At 28.3% G+C, this 16447-nt stretch carries 9 protein-coding genes, 1 pseudogene and 1 riboswitch; of the genes and pseudogenes, 9 read left to right on the plus strand and 1 reads right to left on the minus strand.

What is annotated here, in order from left to right; genetic code table 11:
* The first annotated feature begins 31 nt into the window (after positions 1-31).
* The 3 genes from ACYUCG_RS06330 (at position 32) to ACYUCG_RS06340 (ending at position 3945) form a co-directional block, all read left to right on the plus strand.
* Positions 32-439 carry a MarR family winged helix-turn-helix transcriptional regulator gene (locus ACYUCG_RS06330; RefSeq protein WP_087325733.1) on the plus strand — a complete coding sequence of 136 codons (408 nt, stop codon included), beginning with the start codon at positions 32-34 and terminating at the stop codon, positions 437-439.
* Between the two features lie 47 nt (positions 440-486).
* Positions 487-2385 (plus strand): FUSC family protein, encoded by a 1899-nt coding sequence (locus ACYUCG_RS06335; protein WP_460268311.1) that lies wholly within the window; start codon positions 487-489, stop codon positions 2383-2385.
* 378 nt (positions 2386-2763) lie between these two features.
* Positions 2764-3945, plus strand: a complete 1182-nt coding sequence (locus ACYUCG_RS06340; RefSeq protein WP_460268312.1) for a NupC/NupG family nucleoside CNT transporter — start codon at positions 2764-2766, stop codon at positions 3943-3945.
* Between the two features lie 112 nt (positions 3946-4057).
* Here ACYUCG_RS06340 and ACYUCG_RS06345 read toward each other — a convergent pair whose 3' ends face one another.
* Positions 4058-4807, minus strand: coding sequence for a GntR family transcriptional regulator (locus tag ACYUCG_RS06345; RefSeq protein WP_460268313.1), 750 nt, complete (start codon positions 4805-4807; stop codon positions 4058-4060).
* 418 nt (positions 4808-5225) lie between these two features.
* On the opposite strand from ACYUCG_RS06345, the gene ACYUCG_RS06350 reads away from it, so the two are divergent.
* The 6 genes and pseudogenes from ACYUCG_RS06350 to ACYUCG_RS06375 all read left to right on the plus strand — a co-directional run bounded on the left by ACYUCG_RS06350 (position 5226) and on the right by ACYUCG_RS06375 (position 16213).
* Entirely contained in the window at positions 5226-6608 is a 1383-nt protein-coding gene (locus ACYUCG_RS06350; protein ID WP_060796355.1) for an MFS transporter, read from the plus strand.
* Positions 6609-6835: 227 nt separating this feature from the next.
* Positions 6836-6919, plus strand: a riboswitch (cyclic di-GMP riboswitch).
* Between the two features lie 133 nt (positions 6920-7052).
* Positions 7053-12116, plus strand: coding sequence for an NPCBM/NEW2 domain-containing protein (locus tag ACYUCG_RS06355; protein WP_460268314.1), 5064 nt, complete (start codon positions 7053-7055; stop codon positions 12114-12116).
* Between the two features lie 266 nt (positions 12117-12382).
* On the plus strand, positions 12383-12535 hold the full coding sequence (locus ACYUCG_RS06360) for a hypothetical protein (protein WP_181159610.1): 153 nt from the start codon (positions 12383-12385) through the stop codon (positions 12533-12535).
* A pseudogene (locus tag ACYUCG_RS06365) lies at positions 12532-13284 on the plus strand (LPXTG cell wall anchor domain-containing protein); the annotation flags it as partial. The gene ACYUCG_RS06360 and the pseudogene ACYUCG_RS06365, both read left to right, overlap by 4 nt.
* A 659-nt stretch (positions 13285-13943) precedes the next feature.
* Entirely contained in the window at positions 13944-15860 is a 1917-nt protein-coding gene (locus ACYUCG_RS06370) for an OPT family oligopeptide transporter (RefSeq protein WP_060796317.1), read from the plus strand.
* 11 nt (positions 15861-15871) lie between these two features.
* Complete coding sequence (locus ACYUCG_RS06375) at positions 15872-16213, plus strand: PqqD family peptide modification chaperone (RefSeq protein WP_060796316.1); 342 nt, start codon at positions 15872-15874, stop codon at positions 16211-16213.
* Positions 16214-16447 lie beyond the last annotated feature (234 nt).

Consider the following 16447-nt stretch of genomic DNA (forward strand, 5'->3'; position numbering starts at 1 on the left):
CTTAGGTAACTAAATAGAAGGAGGAATAAAATTGAATTTATATGGGCATAAAGTGAATCAATTAGCTAGAAATTTTACTAAGAAATTAAATGAAAAGATTGCTCCTCTTGGGCTATATTCATCACAGTGGAGTATTATATTGTATTTACATGAAAAGAAACAGTGTACCCAAATAGAAATAAGTCAATATCTTGGGGTAGAGGCTCCAACAATTACTAGGACATTAACTAAGATGGAGGAAATGGGCTTAGTTATTAGAACTGAGGGGAAGGATAAGCGTGAAAGAATTATAAATTTAACAGAAAAGGCTTATGAAATGTTTCCTAAATGGTTTGAAGAAGCCAAGAATATAGAAGTAGAGGCTATAAATAATATTAATAAAGAAGAATTAGAGATTTTTAATAGTGTTTTAGAGAAAATGATGAACAATTTAGATTAATAAATATAAAGTTTAGTAGAAAATATAGACTTTAAAAAGGAGTGTACATGGATAAAACTATAATAAAGCAATTATTTAAAATTAATAAAACTCCTTTTCCTTGGCAAAAAGCAATAAATGCTGGAATCTGTGCAGGATTTCCAGTACTTATAGGAGTTCTAATAGGTCAAATTCCTTTAGGATTATTAGGTGGAATAGGAAGTTTTTCATATTTATATGTTATAAATGAGCCTTATGCTCAGCGTGGTAAAAAAATATTTTTTGCAGCCCTTGGTATTAGCTTGTCAGTTGCTTTGGGAACTTTATTAGCTCCATATCCAATACTTATTATATTAACGGTAGGTTTAATTGGAGGAATTGCAATTTTTATATTTGGTCTTTTAAAAATACCAGGACCTTCTTCAATGTTCTTTGTATTAAGTTTTTTAGTGTCAACAGGAATGCCTGTTAATCAGTCAGAAGCGTTTATAAGATTTTTTGTTGTTCTTATGGGAGGACTTTTTGCATGGTTAATGAGCATGAAGGGATATTTTTTAAATCCACATGGTCCTGAAATAAAAGTTATTAAAAGACTTTATTTAACCTTAGCAGATTTTAGTGAAGCCATTGGAAATGAAGATATTAATAATATAAGAAATAAAACTGTAAATGCTTTAAGGGAAGCGGAGGAAATTCTTTTAACTGGATATATTCCATGGAAGAATTCATTCTTATTTAATAGATTATACCTTTTAAATGAAGAGGGTAATAAATTATTTTTAGAAATGCTTGAGTTGCATGTTAACAAAAATAAGAAGTTGCCAAAAGAATTTAGTAATATGATAAGAAAGTTAGCTATGGCAATTGACTTTAAGGATGGAGACAAGCTTAAGATAGATTCTTATGAAAACTTAGATATGGATTACCATAAGCTTTTACAAATAATTTATGATACTGAAGCTATCATAAATTTGCCATTAACATACATTGGAAGAAGTATTAAAATTTCAAAAACTTCATTAATGAGTAAGGTTAAAAGAGCTTGTAATAAAGATTCAATAGTATTTATTAATGCAATTAGATATGAGGTTGTTCTTTCTATATCAGCTATAATAGCCTTTAGTTTTCCTTTTTCAAGGCCATACTGGATACCTTTATCCTGTGCTGCTGTCATGTCAGGTTCAACTATTATATCAACCTTTCATAAATCAATTCAAAGATCCTTTGGTACAATTATTGGAGTAATAATAGTTACTATTATTTTAAAAACAAATCCAAATGGTTTTATAATAGTTATAATTAATATGATTTTAACAGCTTTAACAGAGCTTTTTATTGTAAAAAATTATGCCATAGCAGTAATGTTTATTACGCCAAATGCTTTACTTATAGCAGAGACTTCAACACAAATACATAATATTACTTATTTTGCAACAGCACGTATTACTGATATAGTGGTAGGTTCTTTAATAGGTTTAATAGGTATTTATATTTTTGGACGACGCTCAGCTTCTAGTAGATTAAAGGATTTAATAGTAAAGTTAATACATAGTCAAAAAAATTTATTAGTTCTTCTATCAACTAATGATAAAGAAATTAATAATAAAAAGATAAAAAATATGAAAGAAAAAATGAGTATAGACCTAATGAATCTTAAGGTGGCATATAACACTGCCTTAGGGGAAGTTCCTCGTAATGAGGAAATGCTTGAAATGCTATGGCCTGTATTCTTTTCTTTAGAGCATATTAGTTACTTACTAGATAAGTATTGTACAACTAAGAAATATTTAAATTTATCTGATGATGAATTAGCCCAATTATTACTTGTATTAGAGAAAATAGCAATATCTATTGAGCAGGGAATAGATATAAAACCTAAAAAGGTTCCTAATATAAAGGAAATATCTCAAATTTGCGAAGAATTTAATTCTATACAAAGGGTATTTTATATTAAATCTCATAAATAATAGAGTTTATTTATTATGTTCAACCTTAACTTTTAAATTAAAATTTGAGGTTGAATATTTTTTTATAAAATTTTAAAAATGCATAAAAATGCGTATTTGGATGTTCGAAACGTATTCATATGGTTAAAATTAAAATAAGTTTTATTTCTTCTTTCAATTTTAATATTATTAAGCCTTTACATATATTTAAAAGAAATTTATAATTGAAATGTTTATAAATGTGTCGAAAAGATGTACGAATTAATATTTTTTTAAAAAATAAAACTGAATAAGGATTTTTTTGAGAAATATTAAAAACAATCTACTAAAAGTGTATTTATTGTACCATATGCACAAGATAATAATATTAAACTTATGGTATGTAACAAGGAGGAAAAAATGAAATATATTATTGGAGTTGTAGGATTAATTGTTATTTTAGCACTTGCGTGGATTGGAAGTAGTGATAAGAAGAATATAAAATATAAACCTATATTTTTAATGCTTATTTTACAATTCGTATTAGGATTTATACTGCTAAATACTCAAGTAGGAAATTATTTAGTTGGAAGTATAGCAAATGGTTTTGATGTGCTTCTTGCATGTGCAGGAGATGGAGTAAATTTTGTATTTGGTGGACTAGTTAATAATGATCAATTTTCATTCTTTATTAGTGTTCTTTTACCAATAATCTTTATTTCTGCCTTAATTGGTATTTTACAATACTTAAAAATACTTCCTTTTGTAATTAAATACATAGGCTTAGTTTTAAGTAAAATTAATGGCATGGGTAAATTAGAGTCTTACAATGCTGTAGCATCAGCTATACTTGGCCAATCAGAAGTATTTATTTCTGTAAAAAAAGAACTTGCTTTATTACCTAAACATAGATTATATACTCTTTGTGCATCAGCAATGTCAACAGTATCAATGTCTATAGTTGGTTCTTACATGGTTTTATTACAACCTAGATATGTTGTAACAGCAATTGTTCTTAATTTATTTGGTGGATTCATTATAGCATCAGTTATAAATCCATATTCTGTATCAGAAGAAGAGGATATCTTAGTAGTTGAGGATGAAAAGAAACAAACTTTCTTTGAAGTACTTGGTGAATATATTTTAGATGGATTTAAGGTAGCGGTTATAGTAGCAGCTATGTTAGTTGGATTTGTAGCAATCATTGCTGTAATAAACATGATTTTCAGATCAATCTTTGGAATGAGTTTCCAAGAAATACTAGGATATGTATTCTCACCTTTTGCATTCTTAATGGGTGTACCTTTAAATGAGTCAATACAAGCTGCCAGCGTAATGGCAACTAAGTTAGTATCTAATGAATTCGTTGCAATGAATTTATTAGCAAGTGGAGACTTACATTTATCAGCAAGATCAATTGGTATTGTTTCTGTATTCTTAATTTCTTTTGCAAACTTTTCATCAATTGGAATTATTTCAGGAGCAGTAAAGGGACTTAACCAAGAACAAGGAAATGTAGTTGCACGTTTCGGACTTAAATTACTATATGGTGCAACATTAGTAAGTATGTTAACAGCAACTATTGTTGGATTAATTATATAAATAAATTAAGTTTTTTAGTTTATATAGTAAAATGTAATGAGAAATGAAAACAGCAATAATATTTAAAATATTATTGCTGTTTTTTATGTAGAAATATTTTTAAAAGTTTAAATTATTCTTTTTTTCTTGCTTTAATTTTAAAAGTACTATATTGAGAAGGAATATAGTATTTGTTAAATAATATAGGAGGAGAATAATCATTAGCATATAATGTTTCTAAGACTAAATCGCATTGATTTCCTCCAACGAGTTTATATTTTGGATTTAATGAATTACCAGCAGAGGAATGCTTTATTTCTAATATAGAACTTTCTGATATTTCATAGGATTTTTTCTCAAGAAAATCTAATAGCTCACCTTCATTATTTAAATCTATTTCCATTTCTTTTATGGTTTCAACAGATATAAAGGTAAAAGCGTAGGCTAAAACTTTATTTTTACTTTTATAATAACGTTCACAAGCAACAACTGCTGTGGAATCCTTTTCTAAAACTTGTTTAGTATAATCACTATCAAGTTCTAAGCGAAATACAAATTCAATGTCATCAATTTTTTCTGTGTGGCATTTGTATATAGGATTACCTATTAACTCTAAGAAATCTCTTTGAGTATATTTTTCTGGAGATATTATAAAATTCCCTTTGCCTCTTACGTTTTTTACCAAACCATCATCTTGAAGTAAAGCGAGTGCTTGACGCAAAGTCATACGGCTAACCCCAAAGGTTTTTGCAAGTTCAGGCTCAGAGGGTAATTTTGAATTTAAAGGATATTCCCCATTAATAATCATTTTATATAACTTATCATATACAGATGCATAGAGCAATTTTTTGGAAGTTTTAGTATTTTTTGTAGTGAGTTTCATCTTAACACCTTACTTATTTATAAAATTTATATTATATACAACCTTTAATAGGAATAGTATATCATAAATTTCTATTTATTTGAATTAAGAGAAAGTTATTTTAAAATAGATATGATAAAAATATACAAGTTAAAATAAGGTAAATTATAAATATTATAGGATAAAATATAAAAATAAGGGAGAAAACAAAGCTTTATAAAGGGTATTGAAATTGAAATAAAGATGTGATAGTATTAACTTGTCTAAAATATAAGCAAAACTTAGACAAGTTTACTTGTGCTAAACAAGTTGATTTTATTATAGTTTGTAAACGATTATTGAGAGAGGATGAAGTAAAAAGAGTAGACAAGTTTATAATGATTATTGGTAAGCTATTATTTAAGAAGCACAAATGAAAAAAGAAAAGAGAGGATTTAAAATGGACGTTTCAATTAATACTTTAGAAAATGTTGAAGAAGTAAAAATAAAAAAAGCGGTACCAGCAGTATTAGCTTTAATGATTTTTGCTTTAGTTATCGACAACTCGTTTAAAATTATTTCACCAGATTTGGCTAAAGCTTTTAATATATCAGCTACTGCTGTTAGCTGGCAAGTAACTTTAGCTGGACTAGTTATTGGTATTGGAGCAGTTGTATACGCTTCTTTATCTGATTCAATAAGTGTTAGAACACTATTAGTATTAGGAATTATATTAATATGTGTTGGTTCACTATTAGGATTTATTTTTCAGAAATCATTTTTAATTATTGTTATTTCAAGAATAATTCAGTCAGCTGGATTAGGAAGTGCAGAAACATTATATGTAATATTTATAGCAAAGTATTTTAAAGAGAGTGAACATAAAAAATACTTAGGATTTAGTACAAGTAGTTATGCTATCTCACAGGTAATTGGTACAATTACTGGAGGATATATCTCAACATATTTAAGTTGGCAAGTACTATTCTTAATTCCATTATTAACTTTAGTAATATTACCTTTTATATTAAAATATATTCCTAAGGAAAAAGCTAAAGCTGGTAATGTTGATTTTATAGGATTTATATTAGTTGCAACAGTTGCAGCAACATTAATGATCTTTGTTTCAGGATTCCAATGGGGAGTTTTTATAGGATTTATAGTTGCGCTTGTGTTATTCCTTATATACATAAGTAAAAATGAAAATGCTTTTATAAGCATTAAGTTTTTCACAAATAGAAACTTTATATCAGTATTACTTGTAGCATTTGTTATATATAGTGTACAACTTGCATTTATATTTATGTTTCCATTTTTAGTTGAATCTATATACAATTATAGATTAGACCAAATTTCATTACTTTTAGTTCCTTCATATGTTTTAGCTGCTACTGTAGGAGCTTTATCAGGAAAGGTTTCTAAGAGAATAGGAAGTAAGCAATGTATTCAAATGGCTATAATAGGTATAATAATTAGCCTTGTTTTAGGAGCTTTATTTGTAAAAACATCAGTACTAGTATTTATTTTTATAATGATATTATTCTCAAGTTCATTTGCTTTAATGTATGCACCTATGATTGATACATTAACAAGAACAATACCTAAAGAAAAAACAGGAACTGCTATTGGTTTCTATAATTTCTGCCTAAATATAGCTACTTCAATAGGAATAACATATGTAGCAATATTTATGGAAACTAAGTATTTAGGAAAGAACTTTACTGGACTTTTTAATGATTCAATAGCTATACAATATAGTAACGTTTTACTAGTGTTAGCAGTTATATCCTTAGTTGCATTTGTATTATACTGGACTTTAATCGGAAGAAGAGAGAAAAAGTAAAATTACAAATGAAATTTTAGAAGTTTATAAAGAATAGTTTAAAAAACTAAATATTAAAAGCCTATAGGGTGGTCAATATAAAAAGGCTATCTTATAGGTTTTTTATTTGTAAAATTTAGAATATTATAAATATGTTGAGTTTTTTAATAAAATATTAAAAGGATTATTTTTAATATTAAATTTATTATAAACACTATAAAATTAAAAAAATTTATGATATTATAACTTTAAAAAATGGGCAAAATTAGAGAAATCTAATGACGCAAAGCTATAGGGACTAAGGTTTATAACTATGTCAGCCAGTTGCCAAAGAGTGCATTAAGCTTTTTGTTTTATAATAACTAGAGAGGAGGTTGTAGATTAAAAATTTATTTTGTACAAGCTTATATTAAATTGTAAGTAGAAATGCACTTCTGAGGGGAAAGTCAATCAGGAGGAGAGAAAATGAATAAGAGAAAAATAGCGGCTATAATTTTAGCTACAATGATTACAAATCTTTCTGCTACAACAATGGATGTTTTAGCACAGGAATTAAACACTAAAAACAATTCTAAGGTAGAAGCTAGTCATAATGATGAATCACATCAAGCAAGAGTAAGTAAGTTTGATTTATATAATAGTGATAAATTAGACGCTTATAATCAAGAATTTCAAATCAGCAGATCAAATATAAAATCCATAACTAATAATGGTGGAAAGTATAATAGTTCTACTATTGATAAAGCTATAGATGGGAATCTAGATACCCATTGGGAAACGGGAAAACCTAATGATGCAAATTTCACAAACGAAGTAGTAGTTACATTTAATGAAATAACTAATATAGATAGAATTGTATATTCTGCAAGAAGAGACTCTGCAAGGGGAAAAGGCTTTGCAAAGGAATTTGAAATATATGCTTCTCTTACAGATGATGGAGATGATTTTAGCTTAGTAAGCAGTGGAGAATATACAGAATCAACTAGAGATTTAGTTGAAATAAAGTTTAATCCAACTGATTTTAAAAGATTAAAGTTTAAATTTAAAAAGGCTGACCAGAACTGGGCTTCATCAGCAGAATTCATCTTCTATAAAGAAGATAAATTAAATGAAAAGTTTAATGGATTATTTACAGATTCTAGTATGAATAAAGTATCTGAGGAATTTAATACATTAGAGAAATTAAATGCCTTTGAGAATGAATTAAAAGATCATCCAATGTATGATTTATACAAGGAAGGACTAAATAATGCTAGAGCTATTTTAACAGAAACTTCTGAGAATCCTACTAAGGCAACTTTAGGACAAATAACATATAATCTTAATGATGATTATAATAATCAATATAGAATGCCTTATACAAACATAAAATCAATAAAAAATAATGGAAGACATTATGCTGCTCAAAATATTGAAAAAGCTGTTGATAATGATGTAAATACTTATTGGGAAACAGGAACATTAAACAATTCTTCATTTAACAATGAAGTTGAAGTTGAGTTTAATGATTTAGTAACTTTAGATAGAATAGTTTATGGTTCTAGACAAAGTGACCTAAAAGGCTTTGCTGAAGAGGTTGAAATATATGCTTCTAGAACAAGTAAAGGGGATACATATAAGTTAGTTGCTACAGGAACCCATGAAGCTACTAAGGGATTAGTTGAAGCTAAATTTGAGCCTACGGAATTTAAAAGAGTTAAGTTTAAATTTAAGAAGTCTAAGCAAAATTCTGCAACTTTAAATGAATTAATGTTTTATAAGCCAGATGAAGTTTATTCTTCAATATCTAAGCTTTTTACAGACGGTACTATGAGCGAGGTTAGTGAAAAGTTTAATAGTTTAGAAAAAATAAATGCCTTTAAAGAAAAAGCTAAAAATCATCCATTATATAATGACTTTAAAGAAACTATAGACTTAGCTGAATCATTAATTTCTAATTCAAGAAAAGAGGATGTACTTGAATTAGAAATGAGAGGAGACTCTATAAGTGAAGCTAAAAAGAGAAAGGTATGGAATTTTCAAGACTGGCAAATAACAGGACTATCTGCTAGAGCTGGAGATAAAATAAATGTATATGTGGATGTGGCAGAAGGGGAACCTACTCCAACATTATTATACAAACAATCTTTAACTCAACATGGTGGAGCAACAAGCTTTCAATTAAAGCCTGGTAAAAATGAAATAACTATACCAGAAATAAATTATGAATCTAATGGAATACCTAAGGATGTTATTCAAGGAGGAGATTTATTCTTTACAAATTATAAAAGTGATAATCAAACAAGAGCACCAAAGGTAAGAATAGAAGGAGCAAGTAAATATCCTGTATTTATTCTAGGAAAATCAGATGAAAATGAAGTAATGAAAGAGTTAGAAGCCTATGTTGAAAAGGTTAAAGCAGAACCTAATACTACTCCAAATATTTTTGCAGTAAGTTCTAATAAGTCATTAGAATTTGTACAAGCTACTTATGCCTTAGATTGGTATAAGAAAAATAATAAAACTCCAAAGTACACAGCTGAACAATGGGATCAATATATAGCTGATGCTATGGGATTCTGGGGATTTGATAACTCAAAGGAAGTACATTCAGATTTTAATTTTAGAATAATGCCTATGGTTAAAAATCTTAGTGGTGGAGCTTTCATGAATGCTGGGAATGGTGTTATAGGTATAAGACCAGGAAATCAAGATGCAATACTTGCAGCTAATAAAGGATGGGGTGTTGCCCATGAACTTGGACATAACTTTGATACAGGCGGAAGAACAATAGCAGAAGTAACAAATAATATGATGCCATTGTTTTTTGAGTCTAAATTCAAAACTAGAACAAGAATAACTGAACAAAACATATGGGAAAACAATACCTATCCTAAAGTTGGTTTAGATGATTATTCTAATAATGAGTTATATAATAAGGCTGATAGCACTCATTTAGCTCAGTTAGCTCCATTATGGCAGTTATATTTATATGATAATACTTTCTATGGAAAGTTTGAAAGACAGTTTAGAGAAAGAGATTTTGGAAATAAAAATAGAGAAGACATATATAAATCTTGGGTTATAGCAGCATCAGATGCTATGGAGTTAGATTTAACTGAGTTCTTTGCAAGACATGGTATTCGTGTTGATGATAAAGTTAAAGAGGATTTAGCTAAGTATCCAAAGCCTGATAAAAAGATCTATTACTTAAATGATTTAGCAATGAATTATAAAGGTGACGGATTTACAGAGAATGCAAAGGCATCTGTAAGCACAAGTGGTTCAAATGGTAATATAAAACTTTCATTTTCAATAGATGATGAAAATAAAGATAATATACTTGGATATGAAATACGCAGAGATGGAAAGTATGTAGGATTTACTTCTAATGATAGCTTTGTTGATACTAATTCTAATTTAGATGAGGATGGTGTATATGTAGTAACACCATATGATAGAAAGTTAAATACCTTAAAGCCAATAGAGGTAAATGCAGTGCAGCCAACTTTATCTGTAAATCCAGTGATTACATTAGCTTTAGGTGAGGAGTTTAAGCCAGAAGAATATATTGTGGCTAAGGACATAAAAGGCAATTCTCTAAGTGAATCTGTAAAAGTTAAATCAAGCAATGTAAATACTTCTAAAGTAGGAGAATATGAAGTTGTATATAGTTTAGAAGATTCGAAAGGTAATGAATATACTAAAGCTTCTAAGGTTAATGTGGTAAGTAGAAAAGAGTATATGAGTGATTTAACCCCTAAACAGGCTTCAAATGGATGGGGAACTGTTAGAAAGGATAAGAGCATAAGTGGAGGAGTAATAGGTCTTACAAGAGATGGTGATTTTGTTGACTATAATAAGGGATTAGGCCTTCACTCAAATGCGGAGTATGTATATGATTTAGAAGGAAAAGATTATGACTACTTTGAATCTTATGTAGGTGTTGATAAAGCAATGGCATCTAGATCAGCCTCAGTTATTTTTAAAGTTTTAGTTGATGGGGAAGAAAAGTTCAATAGTGGAGTAATGAGAGGCACAACACCTCAAAAATATGTTAAGGTAGATTTAAAAAACGCTAAAGAGCTAAAATTAATAGTAAGTGATGCTGGAGATGGAAATACTTCAGATCATGCAAGCTGGGGAGATGCTAAATTAGCTGTTTTATCTTCAAAACCAGTAATTAAAGGTGAGAATTTAGCTTATAGTATGGATGAGAAAGTAGATTTAATGAAAGGAATAACTGCAACAGATATTGAAGACGGAAATATAACTTCTAAAGTACAAATAAAATCTTCAGACTTTGTTGAAGGAAAGTCAGGAATATTTACAGTTGTGTACTCAGTAACAGATAGTGATGGATTAACTTCTGAATGTTCAAGAACTATAGCAGTTACAGATAAAGAAACTCAATTATCTGATTTAAATTGGAAATCTGCAACTATAGGCTCAGGCAGTGTAAGAAAAGATAGAGCAGTAAGTGGAAATCAAATAAGATTATTAAATGAAGATAATTCTGTTGAAACATTTGCTAAAGGAATAGGAACTCACTCATATTCAGAAATAGTTTATAATTCAGAAGGATATGATGTCTTTGATACTTGGGTAGGTATTGATAGACATGTTTCAGAGAAAGAAGTTTCTAGTGTTAAGTTTAAAGTATATGTTGATGGAGAATTAAAGGCTGAAACAGATGTAATGAGAATTGATACTCCAAAGAAACGTTTAGTTGTAGATGTAAGAAACTCTAAAGAGATTAAATTAGTAGTAGATGTAGCTGATAATGGAAACACTTGGGATCATGCAGACTGGGCAGATGCTAAGTTTAGAAATTTAGCAGAGTATGATGCATCAGAGTTAAATAAGGCACTAGAAGAGGCTAAAAAATTAGACTTAAATAATTACACTGAAGAAAGTTCAGAAGCTTTAAAAAATGCAATATCAAAGGGAGAAGAAGCCCTACTTTCTAAGGATAAAGAGACAATAAATTCTGCCCTTGAAGAGTTAAATAAGTCAATGGATTCTTTAGTAAAAGTAGATTTAAATGCTGCTATTAATATACCAGATAAATATTTGCTTAAGTCTATTCAAAATCAATTAAATAAAACTGGAAATATAACTTTAGGGGATATGTACAGTTTAACTACTTTAACATTAAGTGGAGTTGAAGACTTAACAGGTATTGAAAATGCTATAAATTTAGAAACTTTAGAGATGAATTATAATGAGGTTAAGGATTTAAGACCTTTATCAAAATTAAAGAAACTTAATAAATTAAATGCAAAAGAGCAATCTATTGCAGCTGGAGAGTTAAAACCTTCTAATGGTAAAGTTATAGGTGACTCTAAAGTATATAATAGAGAAGGAAAAAATGTAGCTAAAACTGTTAAAGTTGTTGATAAAAATGGAAATACAATTTTAGAACAAGAGGCTAAAGATGAATTTACTATAAACACTGAAAATTTATCATCAGGATTATATGGTGTTCATGTATTATTTGAAGATGAAGGTTTTAGTGGAGTAATGTTCTATTTATTTAATGTACAATAAATAGAAAAAATATGAAATTATTTTATTTACAAATTAATTTTATAATGTAAAAGAAATAACTTATTAAAATCATTTTAATAAAAGGTATATTATAGAGTAGAGTCTATAGAAATAGATTCTACTCTATATTTTTTGTTTATAATACAATTCTAAAGCTTAATATAAATTAAGAAGGTGTTTTGAATTTTATTTATAATTTTTAAATATTAATCTAAGAATAATAGGGTATCTAATAATAAATATAACTTTTATAGGAGGTGATAAAAATGGGTAATAAAAATAGAAATAGCAAAAAGAAAATGGCATCCTTAGGTCTTAGAAAAGATGAAAATGGAGATTATAAGTATATTGATCCTAATGATACAACTTCAGAATTTGTTCCAGTAAGGAATCATACAAGAAAGTCTTCTGATAATTAAATACAGCCTTTAAACCATTAGAAAGTGCACCTAAATCTGGACAATTAACTTATAGAATTTCTGACAAAACAGATATTAAGAAATTCACAATAGTACAAAATCCTAATACAATTTCTAATGCAATTGTATCTATAAGAAATGAAAATGGATGGAAAGAGATAGGAAGCTTAGGAAAGAGCTTTAATGAGTTTAATACAGAAGCTTTTGAAAATGTCTTTGAAATAAAGGTAGAGTGGGATGGGTTTGCACCTACTATTCAAGAAATAGGACTTTCAACAATTAAAGAAGAGGTTCAAGTAGATAAGTCTAAGTTAGAAGAGGTAATTAAAGAAGTAGAAAATCTTAAAGAGGAAGATTATACAAAGGAGTCTTGGAGTAACTTAATAGAAAAATTAAATTTAGCTAAAGGGGTGTTATCTAAGGAAGAGGCTACTCAAGATGAGGTGGATAATGCTATAAAAGCTTTAAATGAAGCAATTTCTGGATTAGTTAAAAAAGATGAGACTGAAGGGCCTGTAGATCCAGAAAAACCAGAAGGACCAATTGATCCAGAAAAGCCAGTTGATCCTGAGAATCCAGATAATACAGAGAAACCTGAAAATCCTGAAGGTACAGATAAACCAGAAACTCCAGACAAACCAGAGGGTAATTTACCAAACACTGGAGGAGCTTCATCATCAATATTCTTACAATTAGGAGTAGTAATGATGGCTTCAGGAGCTTTTGTATTAAAAAGAAAGAAAAGATAATTTGATAAAAGGTAGAAAAGCTTAGGAAATAGTTATATGAGAAACTGCATAGATTATAGTTCTATGCAGTTTTTTAGTTTAGTTTTAAGATGAATTTATTTAAGGATATAGATATTTGTATAGTTTTTATATAAGGTTTATGATAACATGTTAAATTTTAAAAATTTGAATATTATTTAATAATAAATGTAAAAAAATTGTATATGTGAAAGAATTATCATGGATTTTTTTAAGTCAAAATGGTATTATTATAAACATGATAAAAATATTTTAATAGTAAAATACACCATAAAAATACAAAAAAATCTAATTCTTAGAGATAGATTTAAGTAAGGTATTAATTGATTTAAACAATGAAATACCTATTATAGATATTTCTTCTTTATGTATTTAGAAAATTCTAAAATTTTTTGAAAATATAGTAATAATAAATTACTATATAAAAGGTTAACTTAACTGACAACTTTTTTATTGAGCCTGTCTTTTAAGTGAAAATTTAAATATAATATGCACAATAATTAGTTTAAATAGCATTATAACTTTTGTTTTATGTGGATATAGTATAATATTTGTGCATTTTATAGAAAATATAACAAGAGAATATATCAATAGAGATTTTTATCTGTTGGTATGAATAAACGAAAGGAGAGATTAGGTGTATGAAAAAGAAATTACCTAAGGAAGCTTATGGTGGTGTAAGTGGTAAAGATTATGTTCCTTATTTCACTGGTAAATCCAAAAATGGAGTTAATCTTCCTGTACTAATAATAGGTATAATATTAGCTATTGTTTTTGCTGCTTCTACTGCTTATTCAGGTATGAAATCAGGATTAACTGTTGCTGCTGGTATACCTGGTGCTATCATAGGATCAGTTTTTGTAGGAATATTTGCACGTAGTAAGGGTATTCTTGGAAAAAATATAACTCAAGGTATGGCAAGTGGAGGAGAATCTATAGCAAGTGGTATGATATTTGTATTACCAGCAATTATACTAATAGGAAGTAAGTTTACTTTCTTAGAGGGTGTAATTGCAGGTGTAGGAGGAGTTCTATTTGGTATAGGATGTCTATCACTAGTTTATAACTACCTAATAGTTGAGGAACATGGAAAACTTATGTATCCTGAATCAATGGCAATATCTGAAACTCTTGTTGCTTCTGAAGGAAGTGAAGACTCAATTAAATTCATGGGTATTGGATTTGTTATAAGTGGTATCATAAATGTTTTAACAGGATCATTTTTAAACTTAATAAACAATACTGTTACATATTTGGGAAGCAAATTTTATAAGTGGAAGTTTTCTACTGAAGTAAACCCACTTTTACTTGGTATTGGATTTATAGTTGGATTAGAAGTATCACTTACTATGTTTGCAGGATCTATACTTGCTAACTTTGGTATAGCTCCATTAATAGGATATTTCAGTGATATGGCAGAGAAGAGCATGCATTCATGGAACGATGCTTCAATGTTAATTCATCAAATGGATGTAAATGCCATATCAGGAAGTTATGTTAAGTACATAGGAGCAGGAATGATGCTTTGTGGAGGTATTATAGGTGCTATAAAACTTATACCAACTATAATAGTTTCTATAAAAGAAACATTAAAAGCAAGTCCTGTTAATGAAGAGAATGCTGAAAAAAATAGCGGATCTATAATAATACTTTTAGTAGGAGCTGTATTAGCTTTTGTTATAGGATTCTTTATTTCTAATAGCATTGCAATGGCTATAACAGGAGCAGTTGTTTCAATAATCCTATCATTACTATTCGTAATAGTTGCAGGACGTTTAACTGGTACAATAGGAACATCAAACCTTCCTGTATCAGGTATGACAATAGCTTCATTAGTAATATTAACACTAGTATTCGTTATAATGGGATGGACTGGAAAAGCTGATAACAAAGCATTACTTTTATTTGCTACATTCATGGTTGTTTCAATCTCTGTAGCAGGTGGATATAGCCAATCTCAAAAAGTAACATATATAATTGGTGGAAGCAAAAAAGAAATGCAAAACTCTTTCATGATTGCAAGTATAGTTGGTGTTGTTGTTGTTACTGGAACAATATTAGTACTTTCTAGTCAATTATCAATAACAGGAGCAGATGCACCTTTTGCGTTACCACAAGCTAACTTAATGTCAACATTAACTTCAGGTATAATGGAAGGAAACTTACCTTGGCCTATGATAATTGTTGGAGTAGTTATGGCTTTATTCTTATACTTAGTAGACTTACCAATAATGACTGTTGCAATAGGATTCTATTTACCTATATCAACAACTTCTATAATTTTAGTAGGTGCATTAATACGTGTATTTATTGAAAAAATGAGCAAGAGTGATCATGAAAAAGAAGTTAAGGTTTCAAATGGAATAAGTTTATCTTCTGGTCTTGTTGCTGGAGGATCTATTGTGGGATTAATAGGAATAGTTCTACAAGTAACAGGAATAATAACACCTGGAACACCAACTGGATTTGTAGCTAGCAATGGAATGGCAATAATAGTACTTATTCTTTTAGTTTTAGCAACTACATTGCCTATTATGAAATCTAAGGTGAAACATTAAGGTGAATTATAATGGATAATGATGAACTTTTAAATATGCGATTTAAAATCTGTGATAATCTTCAGTATGAAGTTGATGAAGAGGGAATAGTTACTATTTTAGAAAAACAAGACCATAAGATTCAAAGGTTTTTTAGAAAATTGAAATTTAAGATTCCAATGTATAAAAGAACTTCTTTAGATGAATATGGTAGTGAAGTGTTTTTACAAATCAATGGAACTAATACCGTTAAGGAAATTGGTGAAGCTTTAGAGGCTAGGTTTGGTGAAAAAGTATATCCACTTTATGAAAGATTATTAGTTTTTCTAAACCACATATATTTAAATTGCAAGTATATTGAAAAAGTAGAATAGATTTTATCTTGTAACCTACAAAAGTCTTTTTATAGATTTTTGTAGGTTATTTTAATTTTAGGATATATTTTAAGTGAGTTGTAATTTTGAAAAGATTTAATTTGAGGGAGGTTTGGATTCTTAACTATAGTTATTATTTTTTTCTTAAATAAGGAAAGTTATTTTAAGTTTATAATAAACCATCCATATAATCATATTTATTGTTTTTTAAGTCATGGAAGAAATATTTAATAT

Source organism: Clostridium sp. CTA-17 (assembly GCF_054767895.1).

Bases quoted from the DNA above. Each gene is read 5' to 3' on its own strand.
- ACYUCG_RS06370 (WP_060796317.1), top strand. From the start codon at position 13,944: ATGAAAAAGAAATTACCTAAGGAAGCTTATGGTGGTGTAAGTGGTAAA.
- ACYUCG_RS06350 (WP_060796355.1), top strand. From the start codon at position 5,226: ATGGACGTTTCAATTAATACTTTAGAAAATGTTGAAGAAGTAAAAATA.
- ACYUCG_RS06340 (WP_460268312.1), top strand. From the start codon at position 2,764: ATGAAATATATTATTGGAGTTGTAGGATTAATTGTTATTTTAGCACTT.
- ACYUCG_RS06375 (WP_060796316.1), top strand. From the start codon at position 15,872: ATGGATAATGATGAACTTTTAAATATGCGATTTAAAATCTGTGATAAT.
- ACYUCG_RS06360 (WP_181159610.1), top strand. From the start codon at position 12,383: ATGGGTAATAAAAATAGAAATAGCAAAAAGAAAATGGCATCCTTAGGT.
- ACYUCG_RS06335 (WP_460268311.1), top strand. From the start codon at position 487: ATGGATAAAACTATAATAAAGCAATTATTTAAAATTAATAAAACTCCT.
- ACYUCG_RS06345 (WP_460268313.1), bottom strand. From the start codon at position 4,807: ATGAAACTCACTACAAAAAATACTAAAACTTCCAAAAAATTGCTCTAT.
- ACYUCG_RS06355 (WP_460268314.1), top strand. From the start codon at position 7,053: ATGAATAAGAGAAAAATAGCGGCTATAATTTTAGCTACAATGATTACA.